The organism is Bradyrhizobium sp. CCBAU 11386 (genome assembly GCF_028128955.1).
Lineage (GTDB): Bacteria > Pseudomonadota > Alphaproteobacteria > Rhizobiales > Xanthobacteraceae > Bradyrhizobium.
In genome coordinates, this window is sequence record NZ_LBKA01000256.1 from 1 (window position 1) to 15,945 (window position 15,945).

Consider the following 15,945-nt stretch of genomic DNA (forward strand, 5'->3'; position numbering starts at 1 on the left):
GGATCTTCCAGGACCGCGAGGTCCCGCCGGCGTCCCATCTTCCTTCAGGAAGATGCCGACAACATGCAATCCGGGACCCATACCCACCGGGAGAAGTTTGGCGAAGACTTGGAGTGGGAGCCTCGCGCAACGTCTCCTCCCTGTGGTTATGGGTCCCGGCCTACGCCGGGACGACACTGAATGTGTCGAGCCCGCTCGCGAAATTACCCCAGCCGCTGGTCCCGCACGTCCTGCGTATCTTCCGTCGCTGCCTTGACGGCTGCTTTCTCCGCGCCCCTGCCGGCTCCCTTGCGGCTCGCGATCTCGGTCGCCTTGCGGCCCGAGATCTCGTGACCGGCATCAGTGGGCATCTGCCAGAAGAACCAGCTCGACGCCGCCGAGGTCAGCGCGACCACGACGAAGGCCGGGGCGAACACGGTGGCGTTGAGCTCGCTGACATGGCTGAGCCACATCGTCGTCTCCACGGACGCTGCGCCGACGGCGACGCCGGCGGAGACTGCGAGCTGCTGGTTGACGCTGACCAGCGTGGTGGCGCGGCTCATCTGCGCGGTCTCGACCTCGGCATAGGCTATCGTGTTGATCGCGGTGAACTCGAGCGAGCGGAAGAAGCCGCCGACCACCAGGATCACCATGATGATCAGCAGCGGCGTCGTCACCGTGAACAGCGCGCAGACGCCGAGGAAGAACGCGCTGACGATCGCGTTCACCGTCATCAGATTGCGGAAGCCGAAGGTGCGGATGATCCGCGCCGCCAGCGTCTTCATGCCCATGGCGCCGAGCGAAGAGGCAAACGTGACGAGACCCGAATGGAACGGCGACAGGCCGAAGCCGATCTGCATCAGGAGCGGAAGCAGGAACGGCAGCGCGCCGATGCCGAGACGGAACAGGAAGCCGCCGAAGACGGCGGCGCGCAGCGTCGGCAAGGTCAGCAGCGAGAAGTCCAGCACCGGCGATCCGGTCCGCCGGGCGTGGAGCACATACAGCGTCATCGAGATCGATCCGCCGACGACCAGGGCGGCGACCGTGCTCCAGGGCAGCAAATTGAGGCCGGCTACCGACAGGCCGAAGGCGATGCCGGCAAGCCCGAGCCCGGCGAGCACCATGCCGTAGAGATCGAACGGCTCCCGCTCTTCGCTCTTGATGGGATCGATGAAGCGCAAGGCCATGAAGATGCCGAGCAGCCCGATCGGGATGTTGATCAGGAAGATCCAGTGCCAGGACGCGTAGGTCGTGATGAAGCCGCCGAGCGGCGGGCCGATCACCGGGCCTATCAGGGCAGGGACCGTCACCCAGGCCATCGCATTGACCAGCGCGCTCTTGTCGACCGAGCGCAGCAGCACGAGACGCCCGACCGGCGTCATCATCGCCCCACCCATGCCCTGGAGGATGCGCGCGAACACGAAATCGGTGACCGAGGTCGAGAGCGCGCAGCCGACCGAGCCGACCATGAAGACGCCAACGGCGATCGCGAACACCATGCGCGCGCCGAAGCGGTCGGCGGTCCAGCCGCTCGCCGGGATGAACACCGCGAGCGACAGCAGATAGGAGGTGATGGCGAGCTTCAGCGTCAGGGGGCTGGTGCCGATGTCGGCCGCGATCGCCGGCAGCGAGGTCGCGATCACCGTCGAGTCCATGTTCTCCATGAACAGGGCGGTGGCCACGATCAGCGGAATGACGCGTTGCTTGTCGACCATGACGGATTGGTAACGAAAATCGGAAGGAAGGGTGGAATTGCGGCTTAACACCGCCGCCGGGCCGCGACCATTGCGGATCGACGCATAGCACCTAAATCCTCGGTAATAACGGTGTGACCCTCTCTCGTCATTCCGGGGCGCGCCACTTGGCGCGAGCCCGGAATCCATCGGGCCCCGGAGACTGCTGCGGGATGGATTCCGGGCTCGCGACGTCGTCGCGCCCCGGAATGACGAGGACGGGCCGCCCCCCGGCCATCCACGCTGAATTTACCCAAAAAGCCTGTGCATGGCTGGCCGGCGGTTCGATTTGCTTTGATTCGTCACGCGGCCGTGCTATCGACCCGCGTCAACCCCACCGATGGGCTCCGATTCTCCGGCGATGCCGCAAGGTACGCCGAGGGCGGCGCTCATCCATAGCTATTTGCGGCAGGGCCGCAGGAAGGAGTTGGCAGATGGCCACGGTGCAAGTTCAAGGCATCCGCGAAGCCCTTACGTTCGACGACGTGCTGTTGAAGCCAGGCCTCTCGGACGTCATGCCGGGCGAGGTCGACATCCGCTCCCGCGTCACCCGCGCCATCCCGCTCAACATCCCGATCATGGCCTCCGCCATGGACACCGTCACCGAGGCCCGCATGGCGATCGCCATGGCGCAGGCCGGCGGCCTCGGTGTCATCCATCGCAATTTCGATCCCGAAGGGCAGGCCGCCCAGGTCCGCCAGGTCAAGCGCTACGAGTCGGGCATGGTGGTGAACCCGCTCACCATCAGCCCCGAGGCCACGCTCGACGATGCGCTCAAGCTCATGAGCGATCACGGCATCTCCGGCATTCCCGTCGTCACCGGCGCGGGCAAGTCCACACCGGGCAAGCTGGTCGGCATCCTCACCAACCGCGACGTGCGGTTCGCCACCGACCGCCGGCAAAAAGTCTCCGAGCTGATGACGCATGAAGGTCTCGTCACCGTGCGCGAGAACGTCAGCCAGGACGAGGCGCGGCGGATGCTGCACCAGCATCGCATCGAGAAGCTGCTCGTGGTCGACGAGCAATATCGCTGCGTCGGCCTCGTCACCGTGAAGGACATGGAAAAGGCGGTCGCCCATCCGCTCGCCTGCAAGGACGCGCAGGGCCGCCTCCGCGTCGCCGCCGCCACCACCGTCGGCGACACCGGCTTCGAGCGCACCGAGCGGCTGATCGACGCCGGCGTCGACCTCGTCGTGGTCGACACCGCGCACGGCCATTCGCGCCACGTGCTGCACGCGGTGAATCGCATCAAACGTCTCTCCAACTCGGTGCAGGTCGTCGCCGGCAACGTCGCGACCTCCGAAGGCGCGCAGGCGCTGATCGATGCGGGCGCAGACTGCATCAAGGTCGGCATCGGCCCGGGCTCGATCTGCACCACGCGTATCGTCGCCGGCGTCGGCGTTCCCCAGCTCACCGCGATCATGGATGCGGTCGAGGCCGCGAAGAAGTCCGACATCCCCGTCATCGCCGACGGCGGCATCAAATTCTCCGGCGACCTTGCGAAAGCGCTCGCCGCCGGCGCCGACATCGCCATGGTCGGCTCGCTGCTCGCCGGCACCGACGAGACGCCCGGCGAAGTCTTCCTGTGGCAGGGCCGTTCCTACAAGGCCTATCGCGGCATGGGGTCGGTCGGCGCGATGGCGCGGGGATCTGCCGATCGCTACTTCCAGCAGGACATCAAGGACACGCTCAAGCTCGTGCCTGAAGGCATCGAGGGCCAGGTGCCCTACAAGGGCCCGGTCGGCAACGTCATGCATCAGCTCGCCGGCGGCCTCCGCGCCGCGATGGGCTATGTCGGCGCCCGCGACATGAAGGATCTGCACCAGAAGGCCCAGTTCGTCCGCATCACCGGGGCGGGCCTGCGCGAAAGCCACGTCCACGACGTCACCATCACGCGCGAGAGCCCGAACTATCCGGGCGGGGGTTAGGCGCTTCGCTCGATCGCTCTGCTCTCTCCTTCGTCATGGCCGGGCTTGACCCGGCCATCCACGTCTGGCGGCTCGCTCTGTGGCCCGTGGATGCCCGGGTCAAGCCCGGGCATGACGACGGAGAATGAGGCGCCGGCTTTCTCAAACCCGCCAATGCGACAAACGCGAGCGACGAAGCGCTCCACCGCTTTTGTATTGACGCGCTTCGCTCCCTCCGCTTCGCTCGCGCCGAAGAAACTCAGGAGGAAGCCACCATGTCCCAAGCAAAGCGCATCGTTCTCGCCGCGCGTCCCGTCGGCGAGCCCAAGCCGTCTGATTTCCGCATCGAGGAATTCGCGGTCCCGACGCCCGGCGCGGGCGAAGTTCTGCTGCGCACGATCTGGCTGTCGCTCGATCCCTATATGCGCGGCCGCATGAGTGACAGTCCGTCCTATGCCGCGCCGGTGCCGATCGGCGGCGTGATGGAGGGCGAGGCGGTCAGCGAGGTCGCGGCCTCCAACAATCCTGATTTCGCCAAAGGCGACATCGTGCGCATCCGCTCGGGCTGGCAGACGCACGCCATCTCCAGCGGCAAGGGCCTGATCAAGGTCGATCCCAAGCTCGGCCCGATCTCGACCTCGATCGGCGTGCTCGGCATGCCCGGCATGACCGCGTACACGGGCCTGCTCGACATCGGCAAGCCGCAGGAAGGCGAGACCGTCGTCGTCGCCGGCGCCTCCGGCGCGGTCGGCTCGGCCGTCGGCCAGATCGCCAAGATCAAGGGCGCGCGTGCGGTCGGCATCGCCGGCGGCAAGGACAAGTGCGACTACGTGGTGAAGGAGCTCGGCTTTGACGCGTGTCTCGATCATCGCGAAACCGATTTTCCGGTCAAGCTGAAGTTCGCCTGCCCGAAGGGCATCGACGTCTATTTCGAGAATGTCGGCGGCGCCGTGTTCGAAGCGGTCTTCCCGCTGCTCAACCCGTTCGCGCGCGTGCCGGTCTGCGGCCTGATCGCGCACTATAACGACACCGAGGCCAAGCCGCCGAAATGGGCCGCCAGCATCATGCGCGCGACCCTGACCAAGCGGCTGACCTTCCGCGGCTTCATCGTCTCCGACTTCGCCGCGCGCCATGGCGACTTCCTGCGCGACATGTCCGGCTGGGTCCGCGACGGCAAGGTGAAATACAAGGAGTTCGTCACCGAGGGCCTGGAGAGCGCCCCCGGCGCCTTCATGGGGCTCCTGAAGGGGGCCAATTTCGGCAAGCAGCTGGTGCGGGTGGGGCCAGATAAGGCTTACTTGCATGGCCTGGTTGCACCGCCCTCCGGGCGGCGGATGGTTAACAAAGAGTCACCAAACGGCCACACCTGCCGGCAAAAGCCACAGGTGTGACCGCCGGTTCATTGACCGGCGAGCGAAGGCATTGAATCATCGCGCATATTTTGGGTGTTGCGATGTTAGAGATCAGTGTTTTCTGCGTAATCCTTCTCGCCGCCGGCTATTGGACGACGATGTTCGTCATGGGCCGCCGCGACGACGTCATCCATGGCAAGTTCGTTCGCGCCGAGGAGGAGGGCCATGTCACCCGGCCCGCGATGCCGGCACCGCCGCCATTCCCGAAGCGTCCGCTCAAAGCTGCGCAGCTCGCCGGTGTCCAGTCCGTCAACGTCCAGCCCGGGATGGCCGAGGCGAAGCCGGTGAACAGCGCAGCGCTGGAATCCTTGCTGGCTGCGATCCAGCAGGACCTCAAGAGCGTGGCGTAAGCCGCAATCCTCAAACGCTGCCGCGCTCGACCAGGAACAGGTCGACGGCGAGCCGCTGTTCGGCAAGCTGCGTGCCGGACAGGCGCGCCAGCAGCAGTTCGGCCGCGATACGCCCCACGGCCGCAGCATCGAACGAGATGCTGGTGAGGCCGGGCGTGATCTGATCGGCGACGTCGTTGTCGCCGAAGCCGAGCACGGCGAGATCGCGTGGCACCGACAGGCCGCGGGCGCGCGCCTCGATCAGCGCGCCGGTTGCGAGCAGATCGTTGGCGCAGAACACGGCATCGGCGCGGCCGCCGCGGTCGAGCAGGGCGGTGAAGGCGGCACGGCCGTCGACGAGGCCCGTGATCTCGCCGACGCCGATCTCGTGGACGATCTCGAGGCCGAGCTGTGCGGCTGCGGCGCGAAAGCCGTCGCGGCGCAGCGCGCCACGGCCGCTGCTGCGGCCGATGAAGGCGACGCGGCGATGTCCGGCCTCGGCCAGCCTGCGCGCCGCCATCGCACCGGCATCCGCGTTGGGCAGGCCGACCAGCATGTCGATGGGATCGCGCGGAAACGCCCAGGTCTCGATCACGGGAATGCCGAGCTCCAGGAGCGCGGCGCGATTCTCCTCGAGCTCGATCACGCCGGTGAACATCACCGCGGCGGGCCTGATGCCGCGCAGCGACTGGATCATCGCGACCTCCTTGGCATAGGAGTAGGAGGTCTGGCCGACCAGCACCTCGAAGCCTTCCGGCTCCAGTGTCGCGGCGAAGCTGCGCACGGCGAGCCCGAACTGCTGGCTGAGGATGTTGGAGACGAAGGCCACGACCACGTTCGAGCGGCCCGAGCGCAACGCGCGCGCATGCGGGTTGGAGGCGTATCCGGTCGCCTCGATCACTTCGAGGATGCGCTCGCGGGTCTCGCGGTTGACCTTTTGGGGATGGCGCAGCACCCGCGATACCGTGATCGGCGCCACGCCCGCGCGCTCCGCCACCTCCGCGATGCGCGGCGGCCGTCCGGTCGCACTGGCGCGGCCGGGCGGCGCCGGAATGCGCACCACGTCGTCATAGCCTGGCTTTGCCGGATCGGTCATCGAATCCCGAGGGTAATCGAAGTCGGTATCGTCTCCAAAGCTCAGCGCACCGGCACCTCGTCGCGCGACAGCGCGCGGCCGACCTGGACCAGGCAGTCGCCGCTCTGGCTGTCGGTGTGCAGGCGCTGCGAGATCACGATGCCGTCGGCCGGGAAGCGCAGCACCTCTTCCGGCAGCTCCGGCCGCTCGAAATCATGATACCAGCCGGCGACCTCGCCGGCCGCGACGCGCGCGCCGACCATGACCGCGGGCTCGAACCAGCCGCGCCGCGTCGCGAACACCGCCTGCGCATGGCTTTGCAGCGCCAGCAGCTCGGTGGCACGCTCGACCGGCGCGTGCGGCCCCAGCACCGGGGCCTGGACGATGCCGAGCGCGAGCAGCAGCCGGTCGACCGCGCGCGCGGTGAGCGCCATCGTCTGCGGCGTGACGGTGCCGCCGCCGCCGAACTCCCCTGACAGCCCGACAGCACCGGCGCGTGCGGCCGCCGCCATCGAGGTCGGCGCGGTGGCGCCGTTCTCTGCGACGAAGGCGAAGGGCATCCCCAACCCTTCCATCAGGCGCAATGCCTGGCCGAACATCTCGGGCGGCCCCTGCCGCTCGATCAGCGCGCAAGGCACATGCGCCATCGACGTGCCGCCTGAGTGGATGTCGAAGACGACGTCATGGCGCGGAAACAGCTCGTGCTCGAGGAAGTGCGCGAGGCGGAAGGTCGGCGTGCCCGCGGCATCGCCCGGGAAGGCGCGGTTGAGATTGCCCTCGTCGAGCGGCGAGCGGCGACGCGCCGCCATCACGGCGGGAAGATTGGCGAAGGGCAGGATGGTGATCTCGCCCTTGATGGCGTTTGAATCCAGCCGGCGATAGAGCCGCGTCAGCGTGATCTCGCCCTCGTATTCGTCGCCGTGGTTGCCGGCCATCAAAAGGAGCTTAGGCCCGGCGCCGTTCTTGATCCGGAAGATCGGGATCTTGAGCTGGAAGTAGGGCGAGCGATCGATCGAAAAGGGAATGCCGAGATGGCCGGACCATTTCTGGTCCTTCTCGAAATCGATCTCGTGGAAAAGTCCGGTATGCATGGCTTGCCTCGGGGCCGCGTCGTCGCCGACGCCGGCCGAAGGTGGAAGGAAGTGCGGTGCCTCTAGAGCGTTTTCGAGCGAAGTGGATACCGGTTCGCGTAAAGAAAACGCGTCAGAACAAAATCTAGAGCAAGGCGACCGCGGTCATCTCGACGCGCAGGTCGGGATCGGCGAGACGGGCTTCGACGCAGGCGCGCGCCGGCGGATTGGCCGGATCGATCCAGGAATCATAGACCGAGTTCATGGTGTCGAAGTCGGTGATGTGCGGCAGGAAGACGTTGACCGCGATCAGCCTGGAGCGGTCGGAGCCGGCCTCCTTGAGCAGCGCGTCGATCTTGGCGAGCACCTGCTGGGTCTGCGACACGATGCCCGCCTTGCGGTCGTCGGCGACCTGGCCGGCGATGTGCACCATGCCGCCGGCGGCGACGGCCTGGCTCATGCGCGAGCCGACGACGTAACGTTTGATCATGTTGGATTCTCCTCGTGAAGGTGAGACTCCCGCGGCGGGCGCGGGAGCCTGTCCGAAATTCACAGCGTCGGTAGCGCCTGTTCTTCCTTGAACCATTTCAGCTGCAAGGCGCCGAGCTTGCCGTTGAGCTTGTTGGTGAAGATGTCGGTGTTGATCCAGTTGAGCAGGTTCTGCTCGCCCTGGCGCACGCCGACATGAGCCGGCGACTGGCGGATCAGGAATTTCAGCTCGACCTCCTTGGTCGGGTTCTGGTCCTGCACCTTCAGCGCGATGGCGCTGTTCTCGGCGAAGGTGTCGGCCTGGCCCGCGAGATAGGCGGCGATCGCGGCCGGCGTGTCCTCGAAGCGCACCAGCTTCACCTTGGGCGCGTTGTCGGTGAGCCAGACGTCGAGCGTCGTGCCCTTGGCGACCGCAACGCTGCGGCCCTCGAGATTATCGGGCTTCTTGCCGGTGGCGGCGGGCAGCGACTTGGCGCCGTAGACGCCGAGATTCACCACCGCATAGGGCTGCGAGAACATCACCTGCTGGGCGCGCTCGGGCGTGGCGCCGAGGCCCGCGATCAGCAGGTCGATCTTGTCGGAGAGCAGGCTCGGGATGCGCGCTGCGCCCGTCACCGGCACGAGCTCGAGCTTCACGCCCATGTCGGCGGCGATCAGCCGGGCGAGATCGGCGTCGAGACCCGCGATCTCGCCCTTGTCGTCCTTGAAGCCCCAGGGCGCGGCGTCGGTCAGGATGCCGACGCGCAGCTTGCCGGAGCCGAGCACGTCCTGGAGCTTGTCGGCGTGCGCGAGGTTGGGGGCGGCGAGCATGGCGAGGGCGGTCGCTGTGATCGCAAAGAGGGATTTCAGTTGTCTCATGACTCTCTCCTGGTGGCGGATGGCTGGATGATCATTTCGCTGAGGCGATGAAGCTGGCGAGCTCGGGGGTTTCAGGATTGGCGAACAGTTTTGCAGGCGGCCCCTGTTCCCAGACGCGGCCCTGGTGCATGAAGACGATGCGGTTGGCGACGTTGCGGGCAAAGCCCATCTCGTGCGTGACCAGGATCATGGTCATGCCTTGCTTCGCCATCGCCTCCATCACCTTCAGCACTTCGCCGACGAGTTCGGGATCGAGCGCGGAGGTCACCTCGTCGAACAGCATGAGGTGAGGCGCCATCGCGAGGCAGCGCGCGATCGCAACGCGCTGCTGCTGGCCGCCGGAGAGCTGCTCGGGCCAGGCGTCGATCTTGTCGGCGAGGCCGACGCGCGTGAGCACGTCCTGGGCCAGCGTCCGTGCGCGGGCCTTGTCGATGCGGCCGGTGAGGAGCGGGGCGAGCGTGATGTTGCGCTCGACCTTCAGATGCGGAAACAGGTTGAAGGCCTGGAACACGATGCCGACGCGCTGACGGAATTTCTTCAGGTCGGGCATCCTGGCGTGAACCTGCTGCCCCTCGACGCGGATCTCGCCGGAATCGACGCTCTCCAGCGCGTTGATGCAGCGGAGCAGCGTCGACTTGCCGGAGCCCGAGCGGCCGATGACCGTGACGATCTCGCCTTCCTCGACGTCGAGCGAGACGCCCTTGAGCACCTCGACCTTGCCGAATGTCTTGTGCACGTCGCGGATTTCAACGAGAGCCATCGAGGCGGGCCTCCAAGGAGCGGGACCAGAGCGTGAGCGGCAGGCACAGCGCGAAATAGATCGCGGCGACGAGCGCGTAGGTGAGGAGCGGCTGGAACGTCGCTGCGCTCACCACCTGGCCGGCGCGGGCGAGCTCGACGAAGCCGAGGATCGAGGCGAGCGAGGTGCCCTTGATGAGCTGCACCAGGAATCCGACGGTCGGCGGCAGCGACAGCCGCAGCGCCTGCGGCGCGATGATGTGGCGGAATTGCTGCCAGGCGGAGAGGCCGAGGCAGGCGCCGGCCTCCCATTGCGCCTGCTTCACGGCTTCCAGCCCGCCGCGCCAGATCTCGCCGAGAAAGGCGGCGGTGTAGAGCGTGTAGGCGACGGTCACGGCAACGAGCGCCGGCACCTGGATGCCCAAAAACACCGGCATGCCGAAATAGAAGAAGAACAACAGTCCGAGCAGCGGCACGCTCTGGATCACCTGGATGCACGCCGCCATCGTCCAGCGCAGGCCGGCGAAGCGGCTGATGCGGCCCATGGCGAGCCCGAGTGCCAGCGGCGCGCCGAAGGCGAGCGCGAGCACGACGAGTGCGACGGTCCAGCGCAGCGCCGCGAACAGCGAGACGAAATCGATGAGGGAGAAGGATCGCATCGCTGTCCCCTCAGCGCCGCCGCGGCCAGCGGAAGGCCGCCAAACCGATGATGGCGAACAGCGCCTTGAACGACATCGCCATCGCGAAATAGACGGCGCAGATCACCGCATAGACCTCGAAGCTGCGGTAGGTGCGGCTCTCGATGAAACCCGCGACGTGGAAGAGTTCGTCGGCGGCGACCTGCGAGGCGAGCGAGGTGCCGAGCAGCAAGAGGACGAACTGGCTGGTCACGGCCGGATAGGCGTTGCGCAGCGCCGGCGGCAGCAGGATGTGACGGAACACCTGCCAGCCGGATAGCCCGAGGCACTGGCCGGCCTCGATCTGGTTCTTCGGCACGGAGTCGAGGCCGGCGCGGATGATCTCGACCGAATAGGCGCCGAAATACAGCGACAGCGCGACGGCGGCGGCTTCGAAGGCCGGCAGCTTCAGGCCGAAGGTCGGCAGCACGAAGAAGACGATGAAGATCTGGATCAGCGACGGCGTGTTGCGGAACAGCTCGATGTAACCGCGCACCAGCAAGCGCAGCGGCGTGATGCGGCCGTTCAGCGCGACCGCGCCGGCAACGCCGATCAGGAGCCCGGCCAGCGCCGCGATCACCGTCAGCTCGAGCGTGACGATGGCCCCGTCGATGAGCTGGTTCTGGTAGCGCCAGAGCGGCAGGAAGTTCATCGCGTGCGCTCTCAGCCAAACTGGGTGGGGAGGGCGCGGGTGACCACACCATCGGCGTCGAGCCCGAGGATGACGCGCCAGCGGTCGAGGCAGGTGCAGGGATGCGAGATGCCGAAGGCGATGATGTCACCGACGGCAAGGGCGCTTTCGGGAGCGACGGACAGGAACGCATGCTGGTCGTTGAGGCGGGTTACCGCCAGCGCAGTGGCCAGCCCCGGCTGCTCGATGCCGTCGCGGAACACGCGCAACGGAACGGGCAGTCCCTGATCGAAGGAGGCGTCGCGCATGCCGAAGCCGGCAATCGCAAGGCCCGTCTCGGGGCGCGACAAAACTTCAGCCCAGAGCGTCAGTGCAGGGCGAAAGCCTTCCACGGCGGAGCGGTGCAGACCGTCGATGAGGAGACCGCCGCGCCGGTCCACGTCGGCGAAGGCGCGGGCGTAGATGCCGTGATCGGCAAAGAACAGCGCGCCCGAGCGCAGGATCACGCCGGCGTTGCCGTCGGCCTGCGCGCTAGGTGCCAGCGCGCGCGCGACGATGTCGAAAAAGGCGGAGCCGCCGGCACTGATGATCAGCGGCCGCTGCGGGGCGGCGGCGCGCACCAGCGCAAAAGTCTCGATGGTGCGCTCCATCAGTGCCGCGATCGCGCGCATCGTCTCGGCGGGATCGGACGTTGCGGCGGCGCCCTCGTAGGTCGCGACGCCGCCGAGCGCGAGCCGGTCGGCGGCGAGCACGGCCGCGATCGTCGCCTCGATTGCGGCGCGATCGCGTGCGCCGGCGCGGCCTGCGCCGAGCTCGATCAGCACGGACAATTCGCGGCGCCCCGCGATCCGTGCCGCTTCAGTGAGGGCAGCGACAGCGGCGGGCGAATCCGCGAAGGCGTGAAATTCGACGTCGGGATAGGCGCCGAGCAGCGCGCCGAGCCGCCGGCCGGCTGCCAGCCCGCCGATCTCGTTGGCGAGCAGCAGGCGCCGCTCGCCGCTCGCGAGCAGCACCGCGGCCTGCTGGATGTTGGCGACCGTGGTGCCCCACGCACCGGCTGCGCGCAGCGAGCGGGCGAGCTCCGGCGACATCGGGGTCTTGGCGTGCGGCGCGACGCTGACGCCGGCACTCGCGCACCATTTGAGGAAGAGGTCGCGGTTGGCCGCGAAGGCGGCCTCGTCGAGGGTGAGCGTGGGCAGGGCAAGATCGCCGCGCGAAGGTGACCAGCGCTGGCTGCCGATGTCTTCAGTGGCCAGGCCATCGACCAGGGGAATGCCCCGAATCGTCGTCGAAAGGCGTTGGCTATCCCACCGGGACAAGAACTGCATCGTCGCTCCCTCGGCGGCCCTCGACCGCCAAGGGGAACGATATGTCGGAATGACAACGTTGTCATTATGCGTTTTATGGCATTTCCGGATCAAGATCAGTGCAGCTAGGTATAAAAGTAGGGATGCGTGCCCGCGGTTTGGGCTAGTGCGGGTCCATCTGGGCGGGGATCTCCTCGATATCGATGTCGACCTGGCCCGCGGCCCTGAGGTGGCGGACCTCGAGACTGTCGCCCTGGAAGCGGTACTCGACGAGGCCGGTCTCCTTGATCGCGATCCGGTCCTGGCGTGAATCGTTGATCTTGAAGCCGACCGACGGCGCCCAGACGTGGCGTGTGTGACCGAACGTGAAGTCGCGGCGCTGGTGCACGTGGCCGCTGGCGATGAGGCGCAGATCGACGCGCGCAAACATCTCGATCAGCCGTGCCCGCGCCGGCTGCGGCACGTAGCGGATCGCGGTCTCCGGTGTCTCAGGATCGTCGGGCAGGTTGAGGAACACCGGCTTGTGCAGGAACAGCGCGACCGGCCTGCCATTCGTGCGTGCGATCTCGGAGGTTAGCCAGTCGAACTGCTCGGCCTCGAACGCGAGGCCCGAATTCATCACCAGCGAGTTGAGGCCGATGAAGCACCAGCCCGCGGCCTCGAACGACCAATGGTCGTCGCCGATGATGTCGCGAAATTTCGGTGCGCCTCGCTGACCGGCGGCTTCGGCGCCGGCCCGATCGCGGTCGGATTGTCGCCGATGTCGTGATTGCCGGGGAGGTAACGGCAGGCAACGGGCAGGGCGTCGTGCAGGCCTTTGGCGAATGCGACATCGTCGCGACTGGTCGGCCCGTCGAACGAGACGTCGCCGGTGTTGACGACAAGATCGGGCCTGTCAGCGTCGATGTGCTCGCAGACGCGGTGGAAGTTGGCGACCAGGCCGGGAAAGCGCCGGCCGAGATGGGTGTCGGAAATCTGCGTCAGGCGAAATTCGGACATGGGGCAAGGTGTAGCCCGGCGAAGCGTCGGAACGATGACGGCGCCTGCATCGCCCGCGATCGAACAAAGTTTAAAGCACGCGGTAGCGGATCGTGTAGGCGTCCTGCGGCGCGACGCTGCCGGCCAGCGGCGAGGCGATGCGGTCGGCGAGATGCCACGGGCCGAACTGCTCGGAGCGATGCGGCTCGGCGGGCAGGCGGAGGCGGAATTCGAACGTGCCCCTGCCGGGCAGGCTCACGACCAGCACGCGGTCGGCGGTGCGGTGGTTGAGCGCCACCGCGCCGCGCAGCAGCGCGCGGCCGTCGGTGAGGTCGCGCACGCCGTCCACCAGCGCCAGCGTCTGGTTGCGGTCGGTATGCAGCTCGATCTGGGTGTCGGTTACAGCCGTCAGCGTCTCCCTGGGCATGCGGATCTCGAACTCGACCGCGGGCTTGGACGGGTTGAGGCCGAGATAGGCGAGCGCGGCGTGGCGCATGTCGTAGGCGGCAAAGGCGAACAGGACGATGGCGGCGAGCGTGGCCAGGCCGTGCCTGACGACGTCGCGCCAGGTCCGGTAGCTCATGCGGAAATACACCGTCATCGCCAGCGCAACCGCGAGCGCCATCGCGATACCTGCCAGCGCCGACATCAGGATGCCGAGCCGGCCGTCAGCGGATTCGGTCAAAAGGCTGGACAGGGTGTTCATGGCGCTAGCTCGCCTTGGGCCCGAACGGGCTGAAATCGCTTCAACTAATCGACATTTGGTCGCCGGATCGGGAACGCCGGTTCAACTCGTTGATTGTCAGCGCCAACGGGCGCGGCTAATGACGGTCCGCGGCGTTCCGCCTTACGGGAAAGTTCCGATGTCTGCCCAAATGGTCCTGCTGCCTGTCTTCGTGCAGGTCGGTCTCACCTTCGCGCTCCTGATCGGCATGGTCCTGGCGCGCCGCCGTTCGCTGGTCTCGGGCGAGACCAAGATCCGCGACATTGCGCTGGGCGAGCCGAACTGGCCCAAGAGCGCCACGCAAATCGCCAATTGCTACCGCAACCAGTTCGAGCTGCCGGTGCTGTTCTACGCGCTGATCGCGCTGGCGCTTCCCTTGCGCCATGCCGATCTCTTCATCGTGCTGATGTCCTGGGTGTTCGTGGTGACGCGCTTTGCCCATGCCGGCGTGTTCGTCTCCTCGAACGATCTCGGCCGCCGCTCCACGATCTGGCTCGCCGGCGTGCTGGTGCTGCTCGCGATGTGGATCTACTTCGCGCTGAGGATGCTGTTGCTGATCTAGGCGCGCGCATGATCCGGAAAAGTGGATACCGGTTTTCCGACAAGATCATGCGCAAAAACAAGAAATCCTGACCTGAAAGATTTGAAATGACTCCCGCTGCCCGGCTGTCCGCAGCCATCGAACTGATCGACACCATCGAGAAGGACCGCGTGCCCGCGGCCAAGGCGCTGAAGGAGTGGGGCACCGCGCACCGCTTCGCCGGCTCCGGCGACCGCGCCGCGATTGCCGGCCTCGTCTGGGACGTGCTGCGCCGCTATGCCTCGAGCGCCTTCCTGATGGACGCCGATACCGCGCGGGCGCGGCTGATCGGCATGCTCCGCCTCGAGCGCAACATGGACGCGGCCACCATGGCCGCCTTGTTCGACGGCGGCCGGTTCGCGCCGGCGCCGCTGACGGAGGCCGAGCAGGCCGCGCTCGCCTCGCGTTCCCTCAAGGACGCACCGGCCGCGATCGCCGGCGACTACCCCGAATGGCTCGATCCGCATTTGGCAAAGGTGTTCGGCGAGGACCGCGCGGCGGAAGCGGCCGCGATGGCGAGCCGGGCGCCGCTGGACCTGCGCGTCAACACGCTAAAATCCAACCGCGACAAGGTGCTGCGGGCGCTTGCTCATCTTCATGCGAAACCGACGCCCTGGTCCGCAACGGGCCTGCGCATCGAGCTTTCGGCCGATGCGCGCAACCCCGGCATCCAGGCCGAGGAGGATTTCATCAAGGGCGCCGTTGAAGTGCAGGATGAGGGATCGCAGCTTGCAGCCCAATTGACCGCGGCAAAACCCGGCGAGCAGGTGATCGATCTCTGCGCCGGCGCCGGCGGCAAGACGCTGGCGCTTGCAGCCATGATGCAGGGCAAGGGCCGGCTGATCGCGACCGACCGCGACAAGCGGCAGCTTGCGCCCATTCACGAACGCCTGTCGCGCGCCGGCGTCCACAATGCCGATGTCCGCACGCCCAAGGGCGAGGCCGATCCGCTGGCCGACATCAGTGCCACGGCCGACCTCGTCGTGATCGACGCCCCCTGCACGGGAACCGGCACGTGGCGCCGCAACCCCGACGCCAAATGGCGGATGCGGCCGGGTGCGCTGGAGATCCGCCTGCGCGACCAGGCCGAGGTGCTGGAACGCGCCGTGCCGCTGGTGAAGGCCGGCGGCCGCATCGCCTACATCACCTGCTCGGTGCTGGCGGAAGAGAACGGCGAGCAGGTGAGGGCGTTCATCGGCCGCCATGGCGAGTTCGCGGTGGTGCCGCCGGAGCAGACCGCGAGCGTGCTCTGGGACAAGGCGGAGGCCTTCGCGGAAGCAGCCCAGCAATCGCCCGAGGGCTGGCTGATGACGCCGCGCCGGACGGGGACGGACGGCTTCTTCGTCTCGGTGCTGCGGAAGACATAGCTTTCGTAGGGTGGATTAGCCCGCGGCTGCGCGAAACGCAGTCCGGGGCGTAATCCACCGCTTCTCTGTCCGGTGAAGCAGGCGTTGGTGG

At 67.1% G+C, this 15,945-nt stretch carries 15 protein-coding genes and 1 pseudogene; 5 read left to right on the forward strand and 11 right to left on the reverse strand.

Features of this window, described 5'->3' with window-relative positions; translation table 11 throughout:
- Nucleotides 1-203 precede the first annotated feature (203 nt).
- The gene (locus XI09_RS36985; RefSeq protein WP_271571290.1) at nucleotides 204-1,694 is read right to left on the reverse strand and encodes an MFS transporter; all 1,491 of its coding nucleotides are present in this window, start codon (nucleotides 1,692-1,694) and stop codon (nucleotides 204-206) included.
- 452 nt (nucleotides 1,695-2,146) lie between these two features.
- On the opposite strand from XI09_RS36985, the gene guaB reads away from it, so the two are divergent.
- The 3 genes from guaB (at nucleotide 2,147) to XI09_RS37000 (ending at nucleotide 5,381) form a co-directional block, all read left to right on the forward strand.
- Nucleotides 2,147-3,640, forward strand: a complete 1,494-nt coding sequence (guaB, locus tag XI09_RS36990) for an IMP dehydrogenase (RefSeq protein WP_271571291.1) — start codon at nucleotides 2,147-2,149, stop codon at nucleotides 3,638-3,640.
- A gap of 254 nt (nucleotides 3,641-3,894) precedes the next feature.
- Nucleotides 3,895-5,010 carry an NADP-dependent oxidoreductase gene (locus tag XI09_RS36995; RefSeq protein WP_271571292.1) on the forward strand — a complete coding sequence of 372 codons (1,116 nt, stop codon included), beginning with the start codon at nucleotides 3,895-3,897 and terminating at the stop codon, nucleotides 5,008-5,010.
- 62 nt (nucleotides 5,011-5,072) lie between these two features.
- Nucleotides 5,073-5,381, forward strand: a complete 309-nt coding sequence (locus tag XI09_RS37000; protein WP_271571293.1) for a hypothetical protein — start codon at nucleotides 5,073-5,075, stop codon at nucleotides 5,379-5,381.
- Nucleotides 5,382-5,391: 10 nt separating this feature from the next.
- Here the strand turns inward: XI09_RS37000 and XI09_RS37005 are convergent, their stop codons facing one another.
- The 10 genes and pseudogenes from XI09_RS37005 to XI09_RS37050 form a co-directional block, all read right to left on the reverse strand.
- A complete protein-coding gene (locus XI09_RS37005) occupies nucleotides 5,392-6,456 on the reverse strand; it encodes a LacI family DNA-binding transcriptional regulator (protein ID WP_271571294.1) in 1,065 nt (354 codons plus the stop codon).
- Nucleotides 6,457-6,497: 41 nt separating this feature from the next.
- Complete coding sequence (locus XI09_RS37010) at nucleotides 6,498-7,526, reverse strand: succinylglutamate desuccinylase/aspartoacylase family protein (RefSeq protein WP_271571295.1); 1,029 nt, start codon at nucleotides 7,524-7,526, stop codon at nucleotides 6,498-6,500.
- A 124-nt stretch (nucleotides 7,527-7,650) separates the two neighbouring features.
- Nucleotides 7,651-7,995, reverse strand: coding sequence for a RidA family protein (locus XI09_RS37015; protein WP_271571296.1), 345 nt, complete (start codon nucleotides 7,993-7,995; stop codon nucleotides 7,651-7,653).
- A 59-nt stretch (nucleotides 7,996-8,054) separates the two neighbouring features.
- Complete coding sequence (locus tag XI09_RS37020) at nucleotides 8,055-8,852, reverse strand: transporter substrate-binding domain-containing protein (RefSeq protein WP_271571297.1); 798 nt, start codon at nucleotides 8,850-8,852, stop codon at nucleotides 8,055-8,057.
- A 31-nt stretch (nucleotides 8,853-8,883) separates the two neighbouring features.
- Entirely contained in the window at nucleotides 8,884-9,612 is a 729-nt protein-coding gene (locus XI09_RS37025) for an amino acid ABC transporter ATP-binding protein (protein ID WP_271571298.1), read from the reverse strand.
- Nucleotides 9,599-10,249, reverse strand: a complete 651-nt coding sequence (locus XI09_RS37030) for an amino acid ABC transporter permease (RefSeq protein ID WP_092182998.1) — start codon at nucleotides 10,247-10,249, stop codon at nucleotides 9,599-9,601. Before XI09_RS37030 ends, XI09_RS37025 begins: the two co-directional genes overlap by 14 nt.
- 10 nt (nucleotides 10,250-10,259) lie before the next feature.
- Nucleotides 10,260-10,919 (reverse strand): amino acid ABC transporter permease, encoded by a 660-nt coding sequence (locus XI09_RS37035; protein ID WP_271571299.1) that lies wholly within the window; start codon nucleotides 10,917-10,919, stop codon nucleotides 10,260-10,262.
- 11 nt (nucleotides 10,920-10,930) lie between these two features.
- Nucleotides 10,931-12,226 (reverse strand): amino acid deaminase, encoded by a 1,296-nt coding sequence (locus XI09_RS37040; RefSeq protein WP_271571300.1) that lies wholly within the window; start codon nucleotides 12,224-12,226, stop codon nucleotides 10,931-10,933.
- A 142-nt stretch (nucleotides 12,227-12,368) separates the two neighbouring features.
- Nucleotides 12,369-13,204: pseudogene (locus tag XI09_RS37045) on the reverse strand (metallophosphoesterase family protein).
- A gap of 70 nt (nucleotides 13,205-13,274) precedes the next feature.
- On the reverse strand, nucleotides 13,275-13,889 hold the full coding sequence (locus tag XI09_RS37050) for an acriflavin resistance protein (RefSeq protein ID WP_271571301.1): 615 nt from the start codon (nucleotides 13,887-13,889) through the stop codon (nucleotides 13,275-13,277).
- 157 nt (nucleotides 13,890-14,046) lie between these two features.
- Between XI09_RS37050 and XI09_RS37055 the strand changes: the two genes are divergently transcribed.
- The gene (locus XI09_RS37055; protein ID WP_271571302.1) at nucleotides 14,047-14,469 is read left to right on the forward strand and encodes an MAPEG family protein; all 423 of its coding nucleotides are present in this window, start codon (nucleotides 14,047-14,049) and stop codon (nucleotides 14,467-14,469) included.
- Nucleotides 14,470-14,555: 86 nt separating this feature from the next.
- The gene (locus XI09_RS37060) at nucleotides 14,556-15,854 is read left to right on the forward strand and encodes an RsmB/NOP family class I SAM-dependent RNA methyltransferase (RefSeq protein WP_271571303.1); all 1,299 of its coding nucleotides are present in this window, start codon (nucleotides 14,556-14,558) and stop codon (nucleotides 15,852-15,854) included.
- The last annotated feature ends 91 nt before the right edge of the window (nucleotides 15,855-15,945 follow it).

Bases quoted from the DNA above. Each gene is read 5' to 3' on its own strand.
- XI09_RS36985 (WP_271571290.1), bottom strand. From the start codon at position 1,694: ATGGTCGACAAGCAACGCGTCATTCCGCTGATCGTGGCCACCGCCCTG.
- guaB (WP_271571291.1), top strand. From the start codon at position 2,147: ATGGCCACGGTGCAAGTTCAAGGCATCCGCGAAGCCCTTACGTTCGAC.
- XI09_RS36995 (WP_271571292.1), top strand. From the start codon at position 3,895: ATGTCCCAAGCAAAGCGCATCGTTCTCGCCGCGCGTCCCGTCGGCGAG.
- XI09_RS37000 (WP_271571293.1), top strand. From the start codon at position 5,073: ATGTTAGAGATCAGTGTTTTCTGCGTAATCCTTCTCGCCGCCGGCTAT.
- XI09_RS37005 (WP_271571294.1), bottom strand. From the start codon at position 6,456: ATGACCGATCCGGCAAAGCCAGGCTATGACGACGTGGTGCGCATTCCG.
- XI09_RS37010 (WP_271571295.1), bottom strand. From the start codon at position 7,526: ATGCATACCGGACTTTTCCACGAGATCGATTTCGAGAAGGACCAGAAA.
- XI09_RS37015 (WP_271571296.1), bottom strand. From the start codon at position 7,995: ATGATCAAACGTTACGTCGTCGGCTCGCGCATGAGCCAGGCCGTCGCC.
- XI09_RS37020 (WP_271571297.1), bottom strand. From the start codon at position 8,852: ATGAGACAACTGAAATCCCTCTTTGCGATCACAGCGACCGCCCTCGCC.
- XI09_RS37025 (WP_271571298.1), bottom strand. From the start codon at position 9,612: ATGGCTCTCGTTGAAATCCGCGACGTGCACAAGACATTCGGCAAGGTC.
- XI09_RS37030 (WP_092182998.1), bottom strand. From the start codon at position 10,249: ATGCGATCCTTCTCCCTCATCGATTTCGTCTCGCTGTTCGCGGCGCTG.
- XI09_RS37035 (WP_271571299.1), bottom strand. From the start codon at position 10,919: ATGAACTTCCTGCCGCTCTGGCGCTACCAGAACCAGCTCATCGACGGG.
- XI09_RS37040 (WP_271571300.1), bottom strand. From the start codon at position 12,226: ATGCAGTTCTTGTCCCGGTGGGATAGCCAACGCCTTTCGACGACGATT.
- XI09_RS37050 (WP_271571301.1), bottom strand. From the start codon at position 13,889: ATGAACACCCTGTCCAGCCTTTTGACCGAATCCGCTGACGGCCGGCTC.
- XI09_RS37055 (WP_271571302.1), top strand. From the start codon at position 14,047: ATGTCTGCCCAAATGGTCCTGCTGCCTGTCTTCGTGCAGGTCGGTCTC.
- XI09_RS37060 (WP_271571303.1), top strand. From the start codon at position 14,556: ATGACTCCCGCTGCCCGGCTGTCCGCAGCCATCGAACTGATCGACACC.